General features: G+C 71.3%; 17 protein-coding genes, 1 tRNA gene and 1 pseudogene. 8 read left to right on the forward strand and 11 right to left on the reverse strand.

The window, feature by feature from the left end:
* Nucleotides 1-109 precede the first annotated feature (109 nt).
* The 4 genes from QE392_RS13255 to murI are packed head-to-tail and all read right to left on the reverse strand — an operon-like array spanning nt 110 to nt 3,123.
* Complete coding sequence (locus tag QE392_RS13255) at nt 110-919, reverse strand: glycosyltransferase (RefSeq protein ID WP_307454148.1); 810 nt, start codon at nt 917-919, stop codon at nt 110-112.
* Nucleotides 920-945: 26 nt separating this feature from the next.
* Nucleotides 946-1,542 carry an RdgB/HAM1 family non-canonical purine NTP pyrophosphatase gene (rdgB, locus tag QE392_RS13260; protein WP_307452474.1) on the reverse strand — a complete coding sequence of 199 codons (597 nt, stop codon included), beginning with the start codon at nt 1,540-1,542 and terminating at the stop codon, nt 946-948.
* 1 nt (nt 1,543) lies between these two features.
* The gene (rph, locus tag QE392_RS13265; RefSeq protein ID WP_307452476.1) at nt 1,544-2,269 is read right to left on the reverse strand and encodes a ribonuclease PH; all 726 of its coding nucleotides are present in this window, start codon (nt 2,267-2,269) and stop codon (nt 1,544-1,546) included.
* A gap of 35 nt (nt 2,270-2,304) precedes the next feature.
* Nucleotides 2,305-3,123 (reverse strand): glutamate racemase, encoded by an 819-nt coding sequence (gene murI, locus QE392_RS13270; protein ID WP_307452478.1) that lies wholly within the window; start codon nt 3,121-3,123, stop codon nt 2,305-2,307.
* A gap of 268 nt (nt 3,124-3,391) precedes the next feature.
* On the opposite strand from murI, the gene QE392_RS13275 reads away from it, so the two are divergent.
* Nucleotides 3,392-4,717 carry a nicotinate phosphoribosyltransferase gene (locus tag QE392_RS13275; protein ID WP_307452481.1) on the forward strand — a complete coding sequence of 442 codons (1,326 nt, stop codon included), beginning with the start codon at nt 3,392-3,394 and terminating at the stop codon, nt 4,715-4,717.
* Between the two features lie 95 nt (nt 4,718-4,812).
* On the opposite strand, the gene QE392_RS13280 is transcribed toward QE392_RS13275, so the two are convergent.
* The 3 genes from QE392_RS13280 to QE392_RS13290 are packed head-to-tail and all read right to left on the reverse strand — an operon-like array spanning nt 4,813 to nt 8,568.
* Nucleotides 4,813-5,079 (reverse strand): DUF3039 domain-containing protein, encoded by a 267-nt coding sequence (locus QE392_RS13280; protein ID WP_136585370.1) that lies wholly within the window; start codon nt 5,077-5,079, stop codon nt 4,813-4,815.
* Nucleotides 5,080-5,128: 49 nt separating this feature from the next.
* Nucleotides 5,129-6,655, reverse strand: a complete 1,527-nt coding sequence (locus QE392_RS13285) for a hypothetical protein (protein WP_307452486.1) — start codon at nt 6,653-6,655, stop codon at nt 5,129-5,131.
* A gap of 11 nt (nt 6,656-6,666) precedes the next feature.
* Complete coding sequence (locus QE392_RS13290) at nt 6,667-8,568, reverse strand: ATP-binding cassette domain-containing protein (RefSeq protein WP_307452488.1); 1,902 nt, start codon at nt 8,566-8,568, stop codon at nt 6,667-6,669.
* A gap of 25 nt (nt 8,569-8,593) precedes the next feature.
* Between QE392_RS13290 and QE392_RS13295 the strand changes: the two genes are divergently transcribed.
* The 3 genes from QE392_RS13295 to QE392_RS13305 all read left to right on the forward strand — a co-directional run bounded on the left by QE392_RS13295 (nt 8,594) and on the right by QE392_RS13305 (nt 11,592).
* Nucleotides 8,594-8,926, forward strand: a complete 333-nt coding sequence (locus QE392_RS13295; RefSeq protein WP_307452491.1) for a hypothetical protein — start codon at nt 8,594-8,596, stop codon at nt 8,924-8,926.
* A gap of 297 nt (nt 8,927-9,223) precedes the next feature.
* Nucleotides 9,224-10,183, forward strand: coding sequence for a hypothetical protein (locus QE392_RS13300; protein WP_307452493.1), 960 nt, complete (start codon nt 9,224-9,226; stop codon nt 10,181-10,183).
* Nucleotides 10,184-10,254: 71 nt separating this feature from the next.
* On the forward strand, nt 10,255-11,592 hold the full coding sequence (locus tag QE392_RS13305) for a maltokinase N-terminal cap-like domain-containing protein (RefSeq protein WP_307452496.1): 1,338 nt from the start codon (nt 10,255-10,257) through the stop codon (nt 11,590-11,592).
* 336 nt (nt 11,593-11,928) lie between these two features.
* Here the strand turns inward: QE392_RS13305 and QE392_RS13310 are convergent, their stop codons facing one another.
* Nucleotides 11,929-13,470 carry a S1C family serine protease gene (locus QE392_RS13310; protein WP_307452499.1) on the reverse strand — a complete coding sequence of 514 codons (1,542 nt, stop codon included), beginning with the start codon at nt 13,468-13,470 and terminating at the stop codon, nt 11,929-11,931.
* A 149-nt stretch (nt 13,471-13,619) separates the two neighbouring features.
* Between QE392_RS13310 and QE392_RS13315 the strand changes: the two genes are divergently transcribed.
* The 3 genes from QE392_RS13315 to QE392_RS13325 all read left to right on the forward strand — a co-directional run bounded on the left by QE392_RS13315 (nt 13,620) and on the right by QE392_RS13325 (nt 15,728).
* On the forward strand, nt 13,620-14,825 hold the full coding sequence (locus tag QE392_RS13315; RefSeq protein ID WP_307452501.1) for an aminotransferase class I/II-fold pyridoxal phosphate-dependent enzyme: 1,206 nt from the start codon (nt 13,620-13,622) through the stop codon (nt 14,823-14,825).
* Between the two features lie 16 nt (nt 14,826-14,841).
* Entirely contained in the window at nt 14,842-15,186 is a 345-nt protein-coding gene (locus QE392_RS13320; RefSeq protein ID WP_307452503.1) for a Pepco domain-containing protein, read from the forward strand.
* A gap of 314 nt (nt 15,187-15,500) precedes the next feature.
* Nucleotides 15,501-15,728 (forward strand): hypothetical protein, encoded by a 228-nt coding sequence (locus QE392_RS13325; protein ID WP_307452505.1) that lies wholly within the window; start codon nt 15,501-15,503, stop codon nt 15,726-15,728.
* Between the two features lie 67 nt (nt 15,729-15,795).
* Here QE392_RS13325 and QE392_RS13330 read toward each other — a convergent pair.
* Nucleotides 15,796-16,604, reverse strand: a pseudogene (locus tag QE392_RS13330) (carbon-nitrogen hydrolase family protein).
* Nucleotides 16,601-17,098, reverse strand: coding sequence for a DUF6328 family protein (locus QE392_RS13335; RefSeq protein WP_307452507.1), 498 nt, complete (start codon nt 17,096-17,098; stop codon nt 16,601-16,603). Before QE392_RS13335 ends, QE392_RS13330 begins: the two are co-directional and overlap by 4 nt.
* An 83-nt stretch (nt 17,099-17,181) precedes the next feature.
* On the opposite strand from QE392_RS13335, the gene QE392_RS13340 reads away from it, so the two are divergent.
* A tRNA-Met gene (locus QE392_RS13340) sits at nt 17,182-17,255 on the forward strand.
* A 167-nt stretch (nt 17,256-17,422) separates the two neighbouring features.
* Here QE392_RS13340 and QE392_RS13345 read toward each other — a convergent pair.
* Entirely contained in the window at nt 17,423-17,635 is a 213-nt protein-coding gene (locus tag QE392_RS13345) for a hypothetical protein (protein ID WP_307452509.1), read from the reverse strand.
* Nucleotides 17,636-17,797: the final 162 nt, after the last annotated feature.

The following is a 17,797-nucleotide window of genomic DNA, read 5'->3' on the forward strand; positions in this document are numbered from 1 at the left end:
CGTCACGACGGCGATCGGGCAGCCGGAAAGCACCCGGAGCTTCACCCGGAGGCGAGGTCCGGTTCAGCCCCCACCTCGGGCTCTCGCGCTCGGCGGCGCAGCGACACGGTCAGCCGCGCAGCCCCCGCACCCGCGCCTGCACCCGCCGGTGCACGTGCAGCGCCGGGTAGACGCCCAAGAACACCGCCATCGGTGCCCGCAGCCGCAGGTCGCGGATGTCATGCGCGGCGTACGTGTTCTCGAAGCGGTCGACGTACCGGCGGAAGTCACGCGGACGATCGTCCAGTCGCCGCGCCGACATCCCCGCCACCATGTCGGAGCAATAGCCGATGCGGTGGCCGCCGAGCGCGAGATGGATTGCGATGTCGAGGTCTTCGTGCATGACGTCCGCGTGGTCGTCGCACAAGAACTCGCGCACGTCGCGCCAGGCCTCGGCCCGCACCGCCATGTTGCTGCCGAAGAGGAAGACGAAGTCGCCGGCCAGGCGCACTTGCAGCCGGCGGAGTCGGTCGTCGATCTGCTGCCCGACGGCTCGCAGGGGCAGGTCGTAGTACTCGACCGGACCCGACACGGCATCCATCCCCCGCGACGCGAACGCGCGTGACACCTGAGCGACCCAGTCGGGCTTGAGCACCGTGTCGGCGTCGATGCGGCCGAGCACCTCGCCCGTGGCGGCATCCATCCCCAGGTTGCGGGTGGGCACGAGGCCCTGGCGCTCGTCCTGGCGCAGCAGACGGATGCCGGCGACCGGGTACTCGTCGATGACGCGCTGCACCACCCGTCGTGTGCCGTCGGTCGAGCGGTTGTCGACCACGAGCACCTCGGCGGCCGGTACGCTCTGCCGCACGATGGCACGCAGGCACCGTTCGATGACCGCCTCCTCGTTGAAGGCGGGAACGACGATCGACACCGTGGGCATTGCGGTCACCACACGGGTCTACACGCTCAGAGTGACGCGAGGAGAGGCGCGAGCTGAACGAATGCCCGGGCGCGGTGCGAGGCGGCGTTCTTCTCGTCAGCCGTCCACTCACCCACCGTGCGCTCGGCGTCCGCGGGCTGACCGTCGGGGATGAAGATCGGGTCATACCCGAAACCACCCGGCCCGGCCGGCGCGTTCGCCAGGCGGCCCGGCCAGCGGCCCTCGACCGTCTGCTCGCTTCCGTCGGGACGCACCAGCGCGATCACCGAGACGAACTGCGCCGTCCGGTGGGGGTCGGAGACGTCGGAGAGCTGATCGAGCAGCAGCTCGAGGTTCGCCGTGGAGTCCTTCTTATGACCGGCCCAGTACGCCGAAAACACCCCCGGCGAGCCGCCCAGCACGTCGACGGCGACGCCGGAGTCGTCGGCCAGGGCCGGCAGCCCCGTATGAATTGCCGCCGCACGCGCCTTGATCAGCGCGTTCGCGGCGAACGTCACGCCGTCTTCGACCGGCTCGGGGCCGTCGTACCCGACCACCTCGAGGTCGGGCCGCACGGCGGCCACGATGGCCTGGAACTCCTCGACCTTGTGCGGGTTGTGCGTGGCCAGGACGACGCGCGCCATGTCAGCCCTCGAGCGCCGCGGTCTGGATGCCGCGCAGCTCGGCGCACCCGTTCACACCGAGCTCGAGCAACTGGTCGAGCTCGCGCTTGTCGAACGGTGCGCCCTCAGCCGTGCCCTGCACCTCGACGAACAGGCCGCGACCGGTGACGACGACGTTCATGTCGGTCTCGGCGCGCACGTCTTCGACGTAAGCGAGGTCGAGCATCGGCTCGCCGTCGATGATGCCCACCGACACCGCGGCCACCGAGTCACGCAGCACCTCGGAGCGCTGACCGATGAACTTCTTCTCGCGGCCCCAGGCGATGGCATCCGCCAAGGCCACATACGCTCCGGTGATCGCCGCGGTGCGCGTGCCGCCGTCGGCCTGCAGCACGTCGCAGTCGATGACGATGGTGTTCTCGCCCAACGCCTTGGTGTCGACGACGGCGCGGAGGGCGCGGCCGATCAAGCGCGAGATCTCGTGCGTGCGGCCGCCGACCTTGCCCTTGATGCTCTCGCGGTCGTTGCGGCTGTTGGTCGCGCGCGGGAGCATCGCGTACTCGGCGGTCACCCATCCCTTGCCCTTGCCGGTCAGCCAGCGCGGCACGCCGTTGGTGAACGACGCGGTGCAGAGCACCTTCGTGCCGCCGAACGTGACGAGGGCGGAACCCTCGGCGTGCGCCGACCAGCCGCGCTCGATCGTGACGGGGCGGAGCTGATCGGCGGTGCGGCCGTCTTTGCGGGTCATGGGTCCTCCAGAGGAACGGGAATGGATGCCGCGCCTCAGCGCGGAAGGTCGATGGCGCCGGTCTGCACGAGCTGCACCTCGCGCACCTCGCGGCCCATCAGGCGGTGCGCCAGGTGCAGGAAGTCGTCGGCCGACGAGCCCGTGGCTTCGTAGCGGTGCGTGGGTACGGCATCCGGGCTCGCCAGGAGGTCGCGCGAGATGAGTTGGCGGAACACGTCTTTCGCGGTCTCGCTGTCGCTGGAGACGAGGCTGACGTCGGGACCCATCACGTAGCTGATGGCGCCCTCCAGGAACGGGTAGTGCGTGCAGCCGAGCACGAGCGTGTCGACGCCGGCGCGGCGCAGCGGCGCGAGGTACTGCTCGGCGGTGGCCAGCACCTGGGGCGAGTCGGTGACGCCGGCCTCGACGAACTCCACGAAGCGCGGGCAGGCCTCGGCGAAGACGGTCAGACGCTCGTTGACCTCGAGCATGTCCTGGTAGGCACGCGAACCGATCGTGCCCGTCGTGCCGATGACGCCGATGCGGCCGTTGCGGGTGGTCGACATCGCTGTCCGCACCGCCGGGCCGATGACCTCGACCACCGGCACGTCGTAGCGCTCCCGGGCGTCGCGGAGCATGGCGGCGGATGCCGTGTTGCAGGCGATCACGAGCATCTTCACGCCCTGATCGACGAGCGTGTCGAGCACCTCGAGCGCGTAGCGACGCACATCGGCGATGGGCTTGGGGCCGTAGGGCGAGCGGGCAGTGTCGCCGACGTAGAGGATCGACTCGCGCGGCAGCTGCTGCGATACGGCCCGGGCGACGGTGAGACCGCCGACTCCCGAGTCGAAGATCCCGATCGGCGCGTCATCCATAGGAGCCCAGCCTATCGGGCGGGGTGGTGCGGGCCGGGCCCTAGGCGCGGGTGGTGCGGAACTCCGGGGTGGGGCGGGCGCGGGCCGGGCCGTGGGCGCGGGGGGTGCGGAACTCCGGAGAATCCACGCGCGGGGCGCTGTCGCGACGCTCGGAGCACACCCCCGACCCATATCTCCGGAGTTCGGCACGCCGCGCCGCCACCTCCCCGCACGTCAAGGGGCAGCGGGCGACCCGGCACCCGGCAACCGGCCGCAATAGGCTGGCGCGATGACCCGCAGCACGGCCTTGCATACCGACCGCTACGAGCTGACGATGCTCGACGCCGCTCTGCGCGACGGCACCGCCGAGCGCCGCTGCGTGTTCGAGGTGTTCGGCCGACGCCTCTCCGGTGGCCGCCGCTTCGGCGTCGTCGCGGGCACCGGCCGTCTGCTCGAAGCGATCCGCGACTTCCGGTTCGGCGACGAGGAGCTGCGGTTCCTGCGGGACAACCGCATCGTGGATGCCGCCACCCTCGACTTCCTTGCCGGGTACCGCTTCACCGGCTCGGTGACCGGCTACCACGAGGGCGAGATCTACTTCCCGGGGTCGCCGCTGCTCACGATCGAGGGCACATTCGCCGAGGCGGTGCTGCTGGAGACCGTGGCGCTCAGCATCCTGAACTACGACTCCGCGGTCGCCACCGCGGCCGCTCGCATGAGCGTGGCCGCGGGTGACCGGCCGCTCGCCGAGATGGGTTCGCGCCGGGCGAGCGAGGAGGCCGCGGTGGCCGCCGCGCGCGCGGCCTACATCGCCGGGTTCTCCGCCACGAGCAACCTCGAGGCGGGCCGCCGCTGGGGCGTCCCGACGATGGGAACCGCGGCGCACGCCTGGACCCTGCTGCACGACAGCGAGGAGGACGCGTTCCGCTCGCAGATCGACGCGCTCGGCACCGGGACGACGCTCCTCGTCGACACCTACGACATCGCCGAGGGCGTCCGCACGGCCATCCGCGTCGCGGGAACCGAGCTCGGCGGCGTCCGCATCGACTCCGGCGATCTGCCGATCGTGGCGGGTGAAGTGCGGGCGCTGCTCGATGAGCTCGGCGCGACCGGCACCCGGATCACCGTGACCAGCGACCTCGACGAGTACGCGCTCGCCGCCCTGGCGGCATCCCCCGTCGACTCGTACGGGGTGGGCACGTCGGTGGCGACCGGGTCCGGCGTGCCGACGGCCGGTCTCGTCTTCAAGCTCGTCGCGCGCGAAGCCGTCGACGGGTCCTGGGTGGCGGTGGCGAAGGCATCGGCGCAGAAGGCATCGCACGGCGGCCGCAAGGCGGCCTTCCGCGCGCTCGATGCGGGAACGGCGACCTCGGAGATCATCGTCGTCAGCGACGGGTTCGAAGAGCTGGCGACGGCCGCCGAGCATCCCGATGCCCGCGCCCTGCAGACGACGCTGATGTCAGGTGGAGAGGCGGATGCCGCTGCCCTCGGCGCCGAGGGCGTGGCGGCCGCCCGCGCTCATCATGCGCGTGTGCGCGAGGAGCTGCCGGTGCGCGCGCTCGCGCTCAGCAAAGCCGACCCCGCGCTCCCGACGGAGTACCGCGAGGCGGTCTGATCGCCCGCGCCGCCTCGAAAGCGTGAGTCGCCACGATGTGTCGCTCGGGCCCGGCCCGAAGCGACAGATCCTGGCGACTCGCGGGGTGGGTGGGGTCAGTTGACGAGCGACTCGTAGATCTCTTTGCACTGCGGGCAGACCGGGAACTTCTCGGGGTCGCGACCGGGCGTCCACTTCTTGCCGCAGAGCGCGCGCACCGGCTTGCCGGTGATCGCCGATTCGAGGATCTTGTCCTTCTTCACGTAATGCGAGAAGCGCTCATGGTCGCCGGGCTCGATGTTCTCTTCCCGGATGAGCTCCTCGAGCTCACGATCCAGGGTCGCGAGACCCCCGCTGTCGGGACTGTCGAGTGGCGTGCTCATGAAGAGCCAGTGTAGCCGCGGACCGCCTCCGGCGGTCGGGTGGCGGGCATCAGCTCGCTTCGGCGAACTCCATCAGACGGGTGGCGCGGCTCTCGTAGATGACCGCGCCGAGTCCGATCCCGGCCAGCAGAACGAAGCCTCCGGTGCCGACCCCGACCCAGAGGGCGAGCATCGAGTCGATGGTGTCGCCGTCGATCGCCTGCCAGGTCAGCCACGCGGCGGGAAGCGCCGTCAGCAGCGCGCCCAGCATGACCAGGCCCTGGGCGACCACGCCGCCCGAGCCGGTGCGCTGCGGCTGCTGGAAGGGGCTGTCGCCGGGCCGCGAGACCGCGTAGGGGGCGACGACCGACGAGATGCTCGACAGCCCCAGGCCGCCGAGGAACAGGGCTGCGCACACGCCGACCATCGCCGGAAAGATCGCCCACCGGCCGTGCGCGACGATCGCGAGCGGGAGGCTCACGGCGAGGATCGGGATGCCGATGAGCAGCACGGGGATGAGACGACCGACGCGGTCCGGGATGCCGCGCACGCCGCTCGCGATGTGCATCCACAGCGCCGTGGAGTCGTAGGCGAGGTCGTTGTGCGGCAGCCAGCCGAAGAACAACGCCATGATCGGGACGGGCAGGAGGACGACCAGCTCGAACGGCACACCGGCGACGAGCAGCGGCACGGTCGAGACCACGGCGGCGATCGGCACGATCACGACGTTGACGATGTAGCGGCGGTCGCGCAGCCAGTACGACAGGCTCCGGGCGGCGACAGCTCCCCCGGGCGTCCCCGGCAGCAGGGCGAACCATCCCAGTCCGCCTCGCTCGCGCACCGCGGCCGGGCGTCGGGTCGTGGTGAGCAGCACCTCGACCAGGGCGAACCACGCCACAGCGAGCACCGCCACGGTCGCGAGAGCGACAACGAGGCTCCCGACCGCGAACCCGCCCGTGGGCGCGAGGCCGATGGACCACGCGGCGCCGATGGGCGTCCACGACAGGATCTCGGCAGCCGAGGCCAGCTGAGACGGCACCGCGCCGCGCCACTCGAGCGAGCCGAGGAAGACCGCGATCGGCACCACGACGACGAGAACGACGATGAGGTACACGCTCATGAGTTCGCGCGACTGCCGGGGGCGCTGCACGAGCGCGCCGAGAGCCATGCTCACCCGCGCGAACAGCACGCACGTGGTCAACCCCAGAACGACGGATGCCACGGCCGCGAGCATCGACGCTCCCTGAGCGCTCCACGCGGTGGCGGCACTCACGCCGAGCGCCAGAGTGACCAGGACCGGGACGCTGAGGAAGCCGGCCAACAGCAACGCCCCCGCGAGCGGGCGCGGATCGGGTCCGATCACCGCGAAGCGTCTGGGGTCGAGAGGATCGACGGATGCCGTCACCGGCGGCCCCACGGCGAAGCCGAGGGTCAGGGCGGAGCCGGCGAGCACGGTGACGACCGCGGTGGTGAGGCGATCGGCATCCGCCAGCCCCGCCGCGCTCCTGGCGGCGAAGACGGTGGCCGCGATGAGCACAACGACGCCGATGACACGACGGATGACGTCGCGACGGTCGCCCCGCAAGGCGCCCAGCATCATCGCCAGTCTCAGGCGGAGAACGTGTGCAACCACTCGAGGCCCTCCACGTCGCCCAGCCCGCCGGACAGCTCGCGGAACCGCTGCTCGAGCGTGCCCTCGCCACGCACCTCGTCGACGGTGCCCTCGGCGAGGACCTGGCCCGACACGATGACGGCGACTCGCGAGCAGACCCGCTCGACGAGCTCCATCCCGTGACTCGACAGGATCACCGTGCCGCCGTGATCGACGTAGGTGCGGAGGATGTCGAGGATCACGCCGCTGGAGACGGGGTCGACGGCCTCGAAGGGCTCGTCGAGCACGAGCAGGCGCGGCGAGTGGATCATCGCGCCCGCCAGCATGACCTTCTTCGTCATTCCGGCCGAGTAATCGGACACCGGTCGCGCCAGCGCATCGACGAGGTCGAAGGCGCGTGCGAGGTCGGCCATGCGGCTCTCGACGAGCCCACTCGGAAGACCCCGCAGCGCACCGTAGTACGACAGCAGCTGACGACCGGTCAGGCGGTCGAACGTACGCAGGCGGTCGGGCAGCACGCCGATCAGCTTCTTGGCTTGACGCGCCTGCTTGCGCGCGTCGACGCCGTTGATCGTCACCTCGCCCGCGTCGGCGCGGAGCAGACCCGCGATGATCGACAGGGTGGTGGTCTTGCCGGCACCGTTCGGCCCGACCAGCCCGTAGAACGAGCCGGCGGGCACGGTCAGATCGATCGCGTCGACGGCGCGGAGCTCGCCGAAGGTCTTCGTGATGTGGCGCAGCGTCAAGGCGGGGGTCGCCGCGCCCGCATCGGGCTGGGACCGTTCGGCGTCCGGGTCGGTGCTCGTCGGCGTCTCGTCGGCACCGGCGACCGGCATCACGGCCGTGGCGTCGTGGGCGTCGTCCTCCGCAGCTTCCGACGCGGAGGCGGAATCGGCATCCGCCGGCGCGTCGTCCGCCGTGAGGGGGTCCGCTGTCAGGGCGTCGAGCGTGGCGGGATCCGTCGTGGGGGCACCCGTAGCGTCAGGCTCGGCGACGTCGTCCGAGCGCACGTCGGGCGGCGTGGGATCCTCCACGTCGGCGGCACCTCTCGGCGCAGCTTCCTCCGCCTCCTCGTGGCCGTCAGCCGGAGAGACGCCGTCGCCCGACCGGGTCTCGACCTCATCGGATGCCGCCGCGCCACCCTCGACGGAGGCGTCCGCGTCGAGCGGGGTCTCGACGACCACTTCGACCGCGGGGACAGCGCCGTCGGGCACTGCTCCGTCGAGGTCGTCGGATGGGGTGTCCGCGCTGTCGAGCGGGCGATCTGCCGCTGCCGTCGGCGGCTCCTCGACCGCGACGTCGGCCGGCGCGGGATCGTGGGTCGACTCGCGTGCACGGGCGTCATCGCTGCCCGAGGTGCTCACCGTCTTGAGCGCCCCGTCGGCGGGCTCGGCCGCCCGGTCGGAGGGCTCGACCACTTCGTGGGCCGGCTCCACCGCCCCGTCATCGCGCTCGACCGGGTCGCCAGTCTCGGCCGCGTCCTCGGTCTCCGCCCCGAGGGGTGTCGCCAGGCCGGGCGTTCCCGAATCCGTGTCGTCCGCGTCAGACGACTCGGCGTCGACGGACCGACCGGCCGATTCGCCGTCATCGTGGGTGGCCCCCGTCGCCGGGTGCGGCAGAGGAAGCGGGGGTCGTGGCGGGATCACGATGTCGTCGAAGGCGACCGCGGAAGCTGCGTTCCCGCCCACGCCCGCAGAGCGCGGAGCGTCGTCGACCGACGCGACGACTTCACCCGGAGCGGCCGTGAGATCTTCACCCGGTGCGGGCTCGACTGCACCGGCGGACTCCGCGCCCGGCGCCCGGAGACCACCGTCGAACGACGAGTCGCTCGCATCTGCCGTGGCACCGGACGCGGGCGAGTCGGTCGTCGGCGCCTCGCCCGTCGGCTGATCGCCCACGGACTCACCGGCCGCCGTCGGCGTCGTGATCGGCGTCTCGGTCTCCTCCACCGGGGCCGCGGCCGACACCACCGAGGCGTCGGCGGCTGCCTTCGACGCGGCCGTCCGCGACGACGCGGACGCGCGCGGAGCCGCCGGCTTCTTGGCCGCGGGCGTGCGCGGGGAGGCGGGTTTCTTCGCAGCGGGTGTGCGTGCGGCGGGCGTGCGCGGCGTCGCCGGCTTCTTGGCCGCGGGCGTGCGCGCCCCGGTGCCTGACGTGGAGCGCGCGGCGGTCGCGCGCGGAGCCCGTGGAGCGCGCGGCTTCGGAGTCGCCGCGCTCGCTGTCGAACCGGCGGAATCGGATGCTTCGCTCCCCTGAGACGGGGCCGTCGGACGCTTCGACGTGGTGCGCCGTGGAGCACGGGGCTGGGCGGGGGCGGCGGGTTCGACGCTCGCCGCGACGCCCTCGGAGTCTGAGGGCGACGGGTCTCGGGGATCCGGCAGCGAGGCTGTCATCGCACCACGGTATCAAGCCCCTCCGACACCCCCCGCCCCTTGCCGACGAACGTCGCGCGTGTAGCGCCGCTCGAGTCGGACGACCCGGGCACGCATGCGCGCTCCTCCCGTCGGCGTCAAGTCAGGGCGCGCGTCGAGGAGGCCGGGAGAGGATGTGTGCATGGCTGAGAAGGTGCACCGCATCCACTCCCTCCCGAACGACGCCCCCTGGAAGGGCGGGCTCCCGCCGGTGGGGTCGGAGGAGCATCCCCGGACCATCCGCATGCTCGATCGCGTGCTCTCTGTGCAGCGGCCGGTCGTGCTCGCGCACCTGCGCGGCATCCGTCTCCGGCATCCGGATGCCTCCGTCGACGAGATCCTGAGGATCCTCGAGCGCCGCTACCTCGCCGCCGTGACGACGGGAGGCGCCGCCGTCGGCGCCACCGCCGTCGTGCCGGGCATCGGGACGGGTGTCACGCTCGCGCTCAGCGGCGTCGAGACCGTGGGGTTCCTCGAGGCGACGGCGCTCTACGCGCAGTCGGTGGCCGAGGTGCACGGGGTCGCCGTGGAGGATCCTGACCGCGGGCGCGCCCTCGTGCTCGCGCTCATGCTCGGCAAGGAGGGCGTCGATCTCGTGTCGCAGCTCGCCGCGCAGGCGGCCGGGCGCGGCACGACGCGCGCCGGGTACTGGGGCAAACTGATCACGAAAACCCTTCCGCGGGCCGCCGTCGGTCCGCTCGTGGATCGGCTGAAGACATCGTTCGTGCGCCAGTTCGCCACCCGCGGTGGTGCGTCGTGGCTGGGCAAGGCGCTCCCGTTCGGCGTGGGCGCCGTCGTGGGCGGCGCCGGCAACCACATCCTCGGCCGACGGGTTCTCGTCAACGCCCGCCGCGCGTTCGGGGCGCCCCCGCTCACCCTTCCCGCCGACCTCGAGCCGCGTCCCGGAAGCGAGACGCTCGAGCACAGCGCCGCCAGCGGGGTGCGCCGCGTGGGCTCCGCGCTGGCCGATGCCGTCGGATCGGCCGGGCGCCGCACCGGCTCCGCGGCCCGCCGAGCACTCCCCCGCCGTCGGGGGCACGACGACGACGCCGAAGCGTCGCAGACCGACGAAGCGGACGGCGGCTCGGCCTCGGCATCCTGACCCTCTCTCATCGAGACGGCCCCGGGCGCAAGTCCCGCCCGCTCGGTGGATCGGCGCGTTAGCCTCGCCGCATGGGCGACCTCCTCGATCTTCTCGCTGTCTGGATGCCGCGTCAGCGCTGGTACGGCACGAAGGGCCGCGACCCGCTGCTGACCGTCGTGGCCGACTGGGCGCTCGACGGCGACGCCCGAGTCCTCCTCGTTCGCGACGAGGCCGTTCACCCGGCCATCGTCTACCAGGTGCCCGTCGTGGAGCGCGCGGAGGGGACGGTGCCTCCCGGCAGCCTCATCGGTGCGAGCGCGGACGGACAGGTGTGGGCGGATGCCACCACCGACCCGGATTTCACCGACCAGCTCTACACGTGGGTCACCGCAGGCGGCGAGGTGGGAACGGCCCAGGACGGCTTCATCGGCTTCGCCCTCGCGACCACGGGGGCGGCTCCCGTGTCGCGGGTCACCGCGAAGGTGCTCAGCGGGGAGCAGTCGAACACCTCCCTCATCTTCCGACCCGACGGCGAGGACGCCGGCGTGCCCGTCATCTGCAAGCTGTTCCGTCAGGTGAATCCCGGCATCAACCCCGATGTCGAATTGCAGTCGGCCCTCGCCGCCGGGGGCGCATCGTTCGTCCCGGCGGCCATCGGCGAGGTGCGCGGTTCGTGGATCACGCCGGAGGGCGTGCCGGTCAGCGGATCGCTCGCCTTCGCGCAGGAGTTCTTCGAGGGTGTGGAGGACGCGTGGCGGGTCGCCCTCGACGCGGCCGCGGCGGGAGAGGACTTCGCCGCGCGAGCTCGGGCGCTGGGCGCCAGCGTCGCCGGGATGCACGTCGCCCTCGCCGCGCAGTTCCCCACCCGGGAGCCCGACGAGGCCGACCGCGCGGCCGTGGTCGGCGCGTGGGAGCGCCGACTCGCCATCGCTCTGGCCGAGGTTCCTGCACTGGCCCCCTACGCCGAGCGCATCCGCGAGGTGTACGCCCGGGCCGCCCGCGCGCCGTGGCCGGCCCTGCAGCGCGTGCACGGCGACCTGCACCTCGGGCAGGTGCTGCTGACGCCGTCGAACGGCTGGGTACTGCTCGATTTCGAGGGCGAGCCTCTGCGCCCGATCGAGGAGCGGCTTCTGCCCGACATCGCTGTGCGCGATGTCGCCGGCATGCTGCGCTCGTTCGACTACGTCTCGGGCGCGGTCGCCGACGACGACGGAGAGGCCGTCCGCGCCTGGGTCATCGCCGCGCAGCAGGCGTTCCTCGACGGCTACGCCGAGACCGCGGGAGCCGTGCGCGCCGACGACGACCCGCTTCTCGCCGCGTTCGAGCTCGACAAGGCCGTGTACGAGGCGATCTACGAAACGCGCAACCGCCCCGACTGGATCGGCATCCCGCTCGCCGCGATCGGCCGCCTCGCGCCGCTCGACTGAAGACGCCGCGGGGTGCCCGGTCGGGCGGCCCATCTGCGCCCGTGCGCACAACCTCAGTGATGCGCACAACCTCCGTCGCTGCACGCCCCAGCCGACTGATCTTGCGCACATCACGGAGGATACGCACGCCCGCGGCAGCTCACCGCCGCCCGGGTTCCCCAAGACACCCGCGCACACATCCTCAGCGATGCGCACAACCTCATCCCGCACAGCCCCAGGCGACTGAGTTTGCGTGAAGAGCGGAGAATGCGCACGCATCGCCGGCCAAGCACACGCCCGGCGCACACGACGCCGCCCCGCGAACGTGTCGCGAGGCGGCGTCGAGGCAGCCGTGGGTCAGCTCTGCGGCATAGAGCCGAGCGTGACCTCGACGGTCTTCTGCTGACCGCCGCGGAGGTAGGTGACCTCCGCCTGCGCGCCCGCGGCAAGCGCGCGCACCTGGGCGGTGAGGTCGATCGAGTTCGTCACGGGGATGCCGTTCAACTCGGTGATCACGTCGCCCTTCTGCAGACCGGCCGCCTGCGCGGCGCCGCCGCTGGTGGCCTCGGCCACGAGGGCACCGGTGGTGGTCGCACCCTGCTGGGTCGCGGCATCCTGAACCGACGCGCCCAGCAGGCCGTGCGTGGCGGAGCCGTTCTCGATGATCTCCGACGAGATGCGCTTGGCGATGTCGGAGGGGATGGAGAAGCCGACGCCGATGTTGCCCGACTGCCCGCCCGACGAGGAGCCGCCGGCGCTCGCGATGGCGACATTGATGCCGATGAGCTTGCCCTCGTCGTCGACGAGTGCGCCGCCGGAGTTCCCGGGGTTGATGGCGGCGTCGGTCTGGATGACGGCGATCTTGATGGTCTGGCTCGCCGACTGCGACTGCTGGCCCTGGCCGAAGTCGAAGCGGAAGGGGCTCTCCTCGCCGGGCTCCTGCTGCTGCTGGTCGGAGCCGTCGCTGGGGGCCGCGGACGAGGCGACCTGGATCGACCGGTTCAGCGCGCTGACGATGCCGGTGGTCACGGTGTTGGGGAGGTCGAGCGGCGCCCCGACGGCCACGGTGGCGTCTCCGACGTTGAGCTTGGACGAGTCGCCGAACTCGATCGGGGTCAGACCCGACGCGTTCTCGAGCTTGATGACCGCGAGGTCGTAGGTGGGGTCGGTGCCGACGACCGTCGCCCGGTACACCTTGCCGTCGGAGGTGGTCACCGAGATGGTGGCGTTGCCGGTCTGCCCGTCGAGGGTCACGACGTGGGTGTTGGTGAGCACGTACCCGTCATCGCTCAACACGACGCCGGAGCCGGTGCCGCCCGACTGCGACCCGGTCGCGCTGATGGTGACGACGCTCGGCACGACCTTCGACGCGACCGCGGCGGTGGCGTTGACGTCTTGCGGGTCGTTGACGGTGATGGCAGTGGGGCCCGAGACGCTCGAGGCGTTCTCCCCACCCCACAGGCTGAGGCCGGCGTAGGTGCCGCCGAGGCCCGCCCCGCCGCCGACGAGGGCAGCGGCAACGAGCAGTGCGGCGACGCGCGGTGCCGAGCTCTTCTTGCGTGCAGGAGTGGCGGATGCCGACTCGGGCATCACGAGCGTGGGGTGCGCGCTCGTGGCGCCGGGGCCGAAGGCCTGACCGCTGGGGGCGGTGGCGCCGGAGGGGGCCGAGGCGTAGTCGCCGGCGGAGGTGCGAGGGTGGGGTGCGGCAGTACCGGCGGCGGGCGGCGGCCACGCGGCGGCGGCAGCGGCGGGCGAGCGCGTCGGCATCGGCGGCACGTCGGAGCGCGGGGCGGAAGCCGCGGGGGTGGCGGCCGGGGTGGTCGTGTCGTGCTGCGGCGAAGGCTCGACGCTGTCGATGCGGTCGTTACCCTCGGGACGGTTGTCCGTGGTGTCGCTCATGGGATGCTCCTTCTTCCAGGCGCTTCTACGATGACCACGGATGCTGTGGGTCACCTATGACAGAAGTGAGCCGCCTCTATGGGTCTATCAGCAACACACCGCGAGGCTCTCCCCCCTTGCCACGCGGGCGGGTGCGGCATGCTGGAGCCATGCACCAGCTTCCCGGCGCCTGGCAGCGCACGGCCCGCGGCGCGGGTCTGCTCGCTCCCGACGGCTCCTCGGTTCCAACGATCTTCGCCGAGATGAGCGCGCTCGCCGCCTCCACCGGCGCGCTCAACCTCGGGCAGGGCTTCCCCGACGAAGACGGTCCCGAGCCCGTCATCGAGGCGGCACGGGATGCCATCGCCCGCGGCGTCAACCAGTACGCGCCCGGACGAGGTTTCCCCGACCTGCTGTCGGCGGTCGCCGAGCACCAGAGACGCTTCTACGGCATCGAGCTCGACCCGCAGCGCGAGGTGCTGATCACCGTCGGTGCGACCGAGGCGCTCGCGGCGACCTTGCTGGCGCTCGTCGACTCCCCCGACGACGAAGTGGTCGTCTTCGAGCCGTACTACGACTCCTACGCCGCGTGCGTGGCGCTCTCGGGGGCGAAGCTCGTGCCGGTCCCCCTGCGGTGGCCCGCCTTCCAGCCCGACCTCGAGCAGCTGGCATCCGCTGTCACCGATCGGACGCGCGTGATCCTCGTGAACGACCCGCACAACCCGACCGGCAGCGTGTTCTCCCGCGAGGTGCTCGACGAGGTGGTGCGCCTCGCGCACCGGCACGACGCGATCATCGTCACCGACGAGGTGTACGAGCACCTCGTATTCAACGGACCGCACGTGCCGATCGCGACCCTCCCGGGGGCGGCCGAGCGGACGCTGTCGATCTCGTCGGCGGGCAAGACCTTCTCGCTCACCGGCTGGAAGACGGGATGGGTCACCGGGCCGTCCGAACTCGTGTCCGCGGTGCTGGCGGTGAAGCAGTTCCTCACCTACGTCGGGGGTTCGCCCTTCCAGCCGGCGATCGCGGTGGGCCTGCGCCTGCCCGACGCGTTCTTCGCATCCGTCGCTTCCGAGATGGCCGCCAAGGCCGCGCTGCTCGGCACGGGCCTGCGTGCCGCCGGCTTCGATGTGTCGTCCCCCGGTGGTTCGTACTTCACGGTGGTGGATGCCGCCCCGCTCGGCGCCGACGACGCCGACGCGTTCTGCCGCGAGCTGCCCGCCCGCGCCGGAGTGGTCGGCATCCCGCTCACCGCGTTCGTCTCCCCCGCGCACCGCGACCAGTACGCCACGCTCGTGCGTTTCGCGGCGTGCAAGAAGGTGGAAGTGCTCGCCGAGGCCGCTCAGCGGCTCGCCGGGATGACGGTGGCGTGAATCGAAGGAGCCTCCCATGAGCGATGACTGGACCGTGCAGATCTTCGTTCCCTCCCCCGCGGCGGGATCGCCGGATCGCTCCGCCGAGGACGGCGACGTTCCGCGCGTCCGCACCCCGGGTGTGCATCACAGCGGTAGTCGCGTCGTGGACGCCAGCGTCGAATCGTTGCGCGAGAACTGGCGCGACACGGTGCAGAAGCTCGTCGAGATCGGCGACGGAGTGCAGGATGCCGAATCCGGCTGGGGTGTCTCGAAGATCGAGGTCGGGCTGACGCTCAGTGCGAAGGGTCATCTGCTCTTCATCGCCGAGGCCGGGGCCGAGGCGTCCGTGAGAATCACTCTCACGCGTCGTCAGCCCTGACCGTGGGTGCGGTGCCGCTCGGCGCCGCCGACGCGTTCTGCCGCGGGGTGGACGCGCACGCCGCGTGATCGGCATCCTGGCTCACCGCTTCCGTCGCTCCCGCCCGCCGCGGCCGGGAAGGCACGCCCCTGCGCTGCGCAGAACGCGGAGGAAAGGACCTGCTGGACGGGAGGAAAGGGGCGTCAGCACATTCACGGAGCGGTCATTCGCTCGGTCGCGCAAAAGCCTGTACCCAAGACGCAACGTCGGCGTGATACGTTTCCCTCGGATCCCCCAATCCATCCGGCTCTGTTGCCCGACACTCAGGGGGAATCATGTCTCGCCGACGACTTCGCCTCGAAGCGCAGCCTCGACGCATCGTCGAGCTGTACGGCAAGGATCTGCGTTGGGTCGACGCCGAACCCGGTCTCCGCCTCGACCACGACACCGCAGCCCGCCTTCATGACGAGGGTTTCACCATGGCGTCCGTGCGCGTCGGTCTCTGGCAGACCAAGCAGGTGTCGCTCATCCGCTGGGCGCAGAGGAATTCCGCCGCTCGCTGACGGCAATGGCGTGACGGCACCCGTCCCGTCTCCCCGCAGCATCTCTCACGGGTGAGTCCGCCCCTTCTCAGCGCGGTGTCACGCGGTAGCGGCGCAGCTGCAGCGCCGGGTTGACGCGGCGCACGCGCGCGATGGCATCCGGATCGATGTGCGCGACGGCGACGTCGGTCGCCGTGCCCACCTGGGCGACGGGCACACCCTGCGGATCGACGACCATCGAGTGGCCCACGCCGAGGGGCGGCGGATGGTCGGCCGCGGCGACGAAGAACGTGTTCTCGATGGCGCGGGCCTGCAGAAGCGTGCGCCAGTGGTGCTCCTTGAGCGCGCCGCGCACCCACTCGGCCGGCACAAGGGCGACGTCCACCCCTGCGTCGGCGAGCGTTCGTGCGACCTCGGGAAAGCGCAGGTCGTAGCAGGTCATGAGACCGAAACGCAGGCCGCCGGCCTCGAAGGTCTGCGGCGGGGCGATCTCGCCGGGTTCCACCCAGTCGGATTCGCGCTGGCCGAAGGCGTCGTAGAGGTGCAGCTTGCGGTAGACCGCACGGATGCCGTCGGCGTTCACCGCCACGACCGCGTTGCGCACCCGTCGGCCATCGTCGGCCTTCTCGAGCAGACCCGCCACGATCACGATGCCGAGATCGCGCGCGAGGGCGGTGAGGGCCTGCACGAAGGGCCCGTCGAGGTCTTCGGCGTTCTCGGCGAGAGTGTCGTCGAACGGGTCGACGAAGTAGCTCGAATATTCGGGGAAGACGACGACGTGAGCGCGACTCGGGTCGCGGCGGTGCGGGCGGCGGCGGCGATGTCGGCGAGATTGTCCGTTCGCGAGGCGACCGGAGCGAACTGCGCGACGGCGATGCCGACGGTCTCGTGGGTCATCGCGCGCCTCTCCTCCCCCGGCGCCGCACGAAGATCGGCACCACCACCCACAGTACGAGGATCATCAGCCCCAGCACGACTCCGGCCGCCACGGCCGCGCCGAACCCGACGACGACGTCGAAGACGAACACGACGACGCCGACCAGCAGCAGGGAGACGAGTGCCAGCGCTCCCCGCAGGGCTACGTGCCCCACGCGCACGAGCTCGGGTTTCACCTGCTGGCCGAAGACCGCCCTGTGCAGCGCGACGGGCGCGAGAGCAACGACCGCGCTCAGGGCGGAGAGCGCGATGAGCGCGAGGTACAGCACCCGCTGCCCCGCGTCGAGGTCTGCGAAGGATGGCTGGAACGCCAGGGCGAGAAGGAAGCCGGTCAGGATCTGCGTGCCGGTCTGGAGCACCCGCAACTCCTGCAGGATCTCGTTCCAATTGCGGTCCGCGCGCTGCGCCGGGCTCTCCGGCCGCCCGTCAGCGAGATCGTCGAAAGTGTTGCTCATCGGCATATTCTCCCGCGACACTCCCGGGCGGGACGTCCGGATTTGCCATGTCGTTCATCTCGGCGTAATGTTTTCTCTTGTGCCGCGGGGTGGAGCAGCTCGGTAGCTCGCTGGGCTCATAACCCAGAGGTCGCAGGTTCAAATCCTGTCCCCGCAACAAGAAGAAGGCCCCGGATCGTGTGATCCGGGGCCTTCTGCCTTTCCCTCGTGCCCCGGATGACGGCAGGTGAAAGGCCCGAGACGATATCGTCTCGGGCCTTCCACCGGTCCCTTGATCCGTCGGGCCGCCGCGGTCGATTCTCCGCCGTACCGGACGGGCCGTCGTCAGCGGTCGCTGCGGTAATGGCTGGCCGCAGCTGCCGGGGCAGCCACGATGAGGGCGGCGACGAGCAGGACTGCTCCCGCGTCGCCATGGAAGGGAATGGTCACCGCGCCCGCCACCGCGAACGCGATGACTGCCGTCCAAAGAACGACGGTGGCAAGCGGGGTCGCCCAAACCGGGCGGTGTGCGACATGGTGCGCGTAAGGGTGGTGCATGGCTCCTCGCCTTCGAGTTGCTATGAATGACTGTCCTGGAGTGCGACAGTATCGGGCCGAACAACGGCGCCGACTGAAAAGAGCGTAGGACCCATCCACGCATATTGAGGTCATATTGCGCATGTTTTTTGGATGTGTCAGGAACCTCCGACCAGAAGGTCG

Origin of the sequence: Microbacterium proteolyticum (genome assembly GCF_030818075.1) — a bacterium.
Taxonomy (GTDB): domain Bacteria; phylum Actinomycetota; class Actinomycetes; order Actinomycetales; family Microbacteriaceae; genus Microbacterium; species Microbacterium proteolyticum_A.

Excerpts from the sequence above, each read along its gene's own strand:
- QE392_RS13255 (WP_307454148.1), bottom strand. The coding sequence starts at position 919 with ATGCCCACGGTGTCGATCGTCGTTCCCGCCTTCAACGAGGAGGCGGTC.
- rdgB (WP_307452474.1), bottom strand. The coding sequence starts at position 1,542 with ATGGCGCGCGTCGTCCTGGCCACGCACAACCCGCACAAGGTCGAGGAG.
- rph (WP_307452476.1), bottom strand. The coding sequence starts at position 2,269 with ATGACCCGCAAAGACGGCCGCACCGCCGATCAGCTCCGCCCCGTCACG.
- murI (WP_307452478.1), bottom strand. The coding sequence starts at position 3,123 with ATGGATGACGCGCCGATCGGGATCTTCGACTCGGGAGTCGGCGGTCTC.
- QE392_RS13275 (WP_307452481.1), top strand. The coding sequence starts at position 3,392 with ATGACCCGCAGCACGGCCTTGCATACCGACCGCTACGAGCTGACGATG.
- QE392_RS13280 (WP_136585370.1), bottom strand. The coding sequence starts at position 5,079 with ATGAGCACGCCACTCGACAGTCCCGACAGCGGGGGTCTCGCGACCCTG.
- QE392_RS13285 (WP_307452486.1), bottom strand. The coding sequence starts at position 6,655 with ATGCTGGGCGCCTTGCGGGGCGACCGTCGCGACGTCATCCGTCGTGTC.
- QE392_RS13300 (WP_307452493.1), top strand. The coding sequence starts at position 9,224 with ATGGCTGAGAAGGTGCACCGCATCCACTCCCTCCCGAACGACGCCCCC.
- QE392_RS13305 (WP_307452496.1), top strand. The coding sequence starts at position 10,255 with ATGGGCGACCTCCTCGATCTTCTCGCTGTCTGGATGCCGCGTCAGCGC.
- QE392_RS13310 (WP_307452499.1), bottom strand. The coding sequence starts at position 13,470 with ATGAGCGACACCACGGACAACCGTCCCGAGGGTAACGACCGCATCGAC.
- QE392_RS13315 (WP_307452501.1), top strand. The coding sequence starts at position 13,620 with ATGCACCAGCTTCCCGGCGCCTGGCAGCGCACGGCCCGCGGCGCGGGT.
- QE392_RS13320 (WP_307452503.1), top strand. The coding sequence starts at position 14,842 with ATGAGCGATGACTGGACCGTGCAGATCTTCGTTCCCTCCCCCGCGGCG.
- QE392_RS13325 (WP_307452505.1), top strand. The coding sequence starts at position 15,501 with ATGTCTCGCCGACGACTTCGCCTCGAAGCGCAGCCTCGACGCATCGTC.
- QE392_RS13335 (WP_307452507.1), bottom strand. The coding sequence starts at position 17,098 with ATGAGCAACACTTTCGACGATCTCGCTGACGGGCGGCCGGAGAGCCCG.
- QE392_RS13345 (WP_307452509.1), bottom strand. The coding sequence starts at position 17,635 with ATGCACCACCCTTACGCGCACCATGTCGCACACCGCCCGGTTTGGGCG.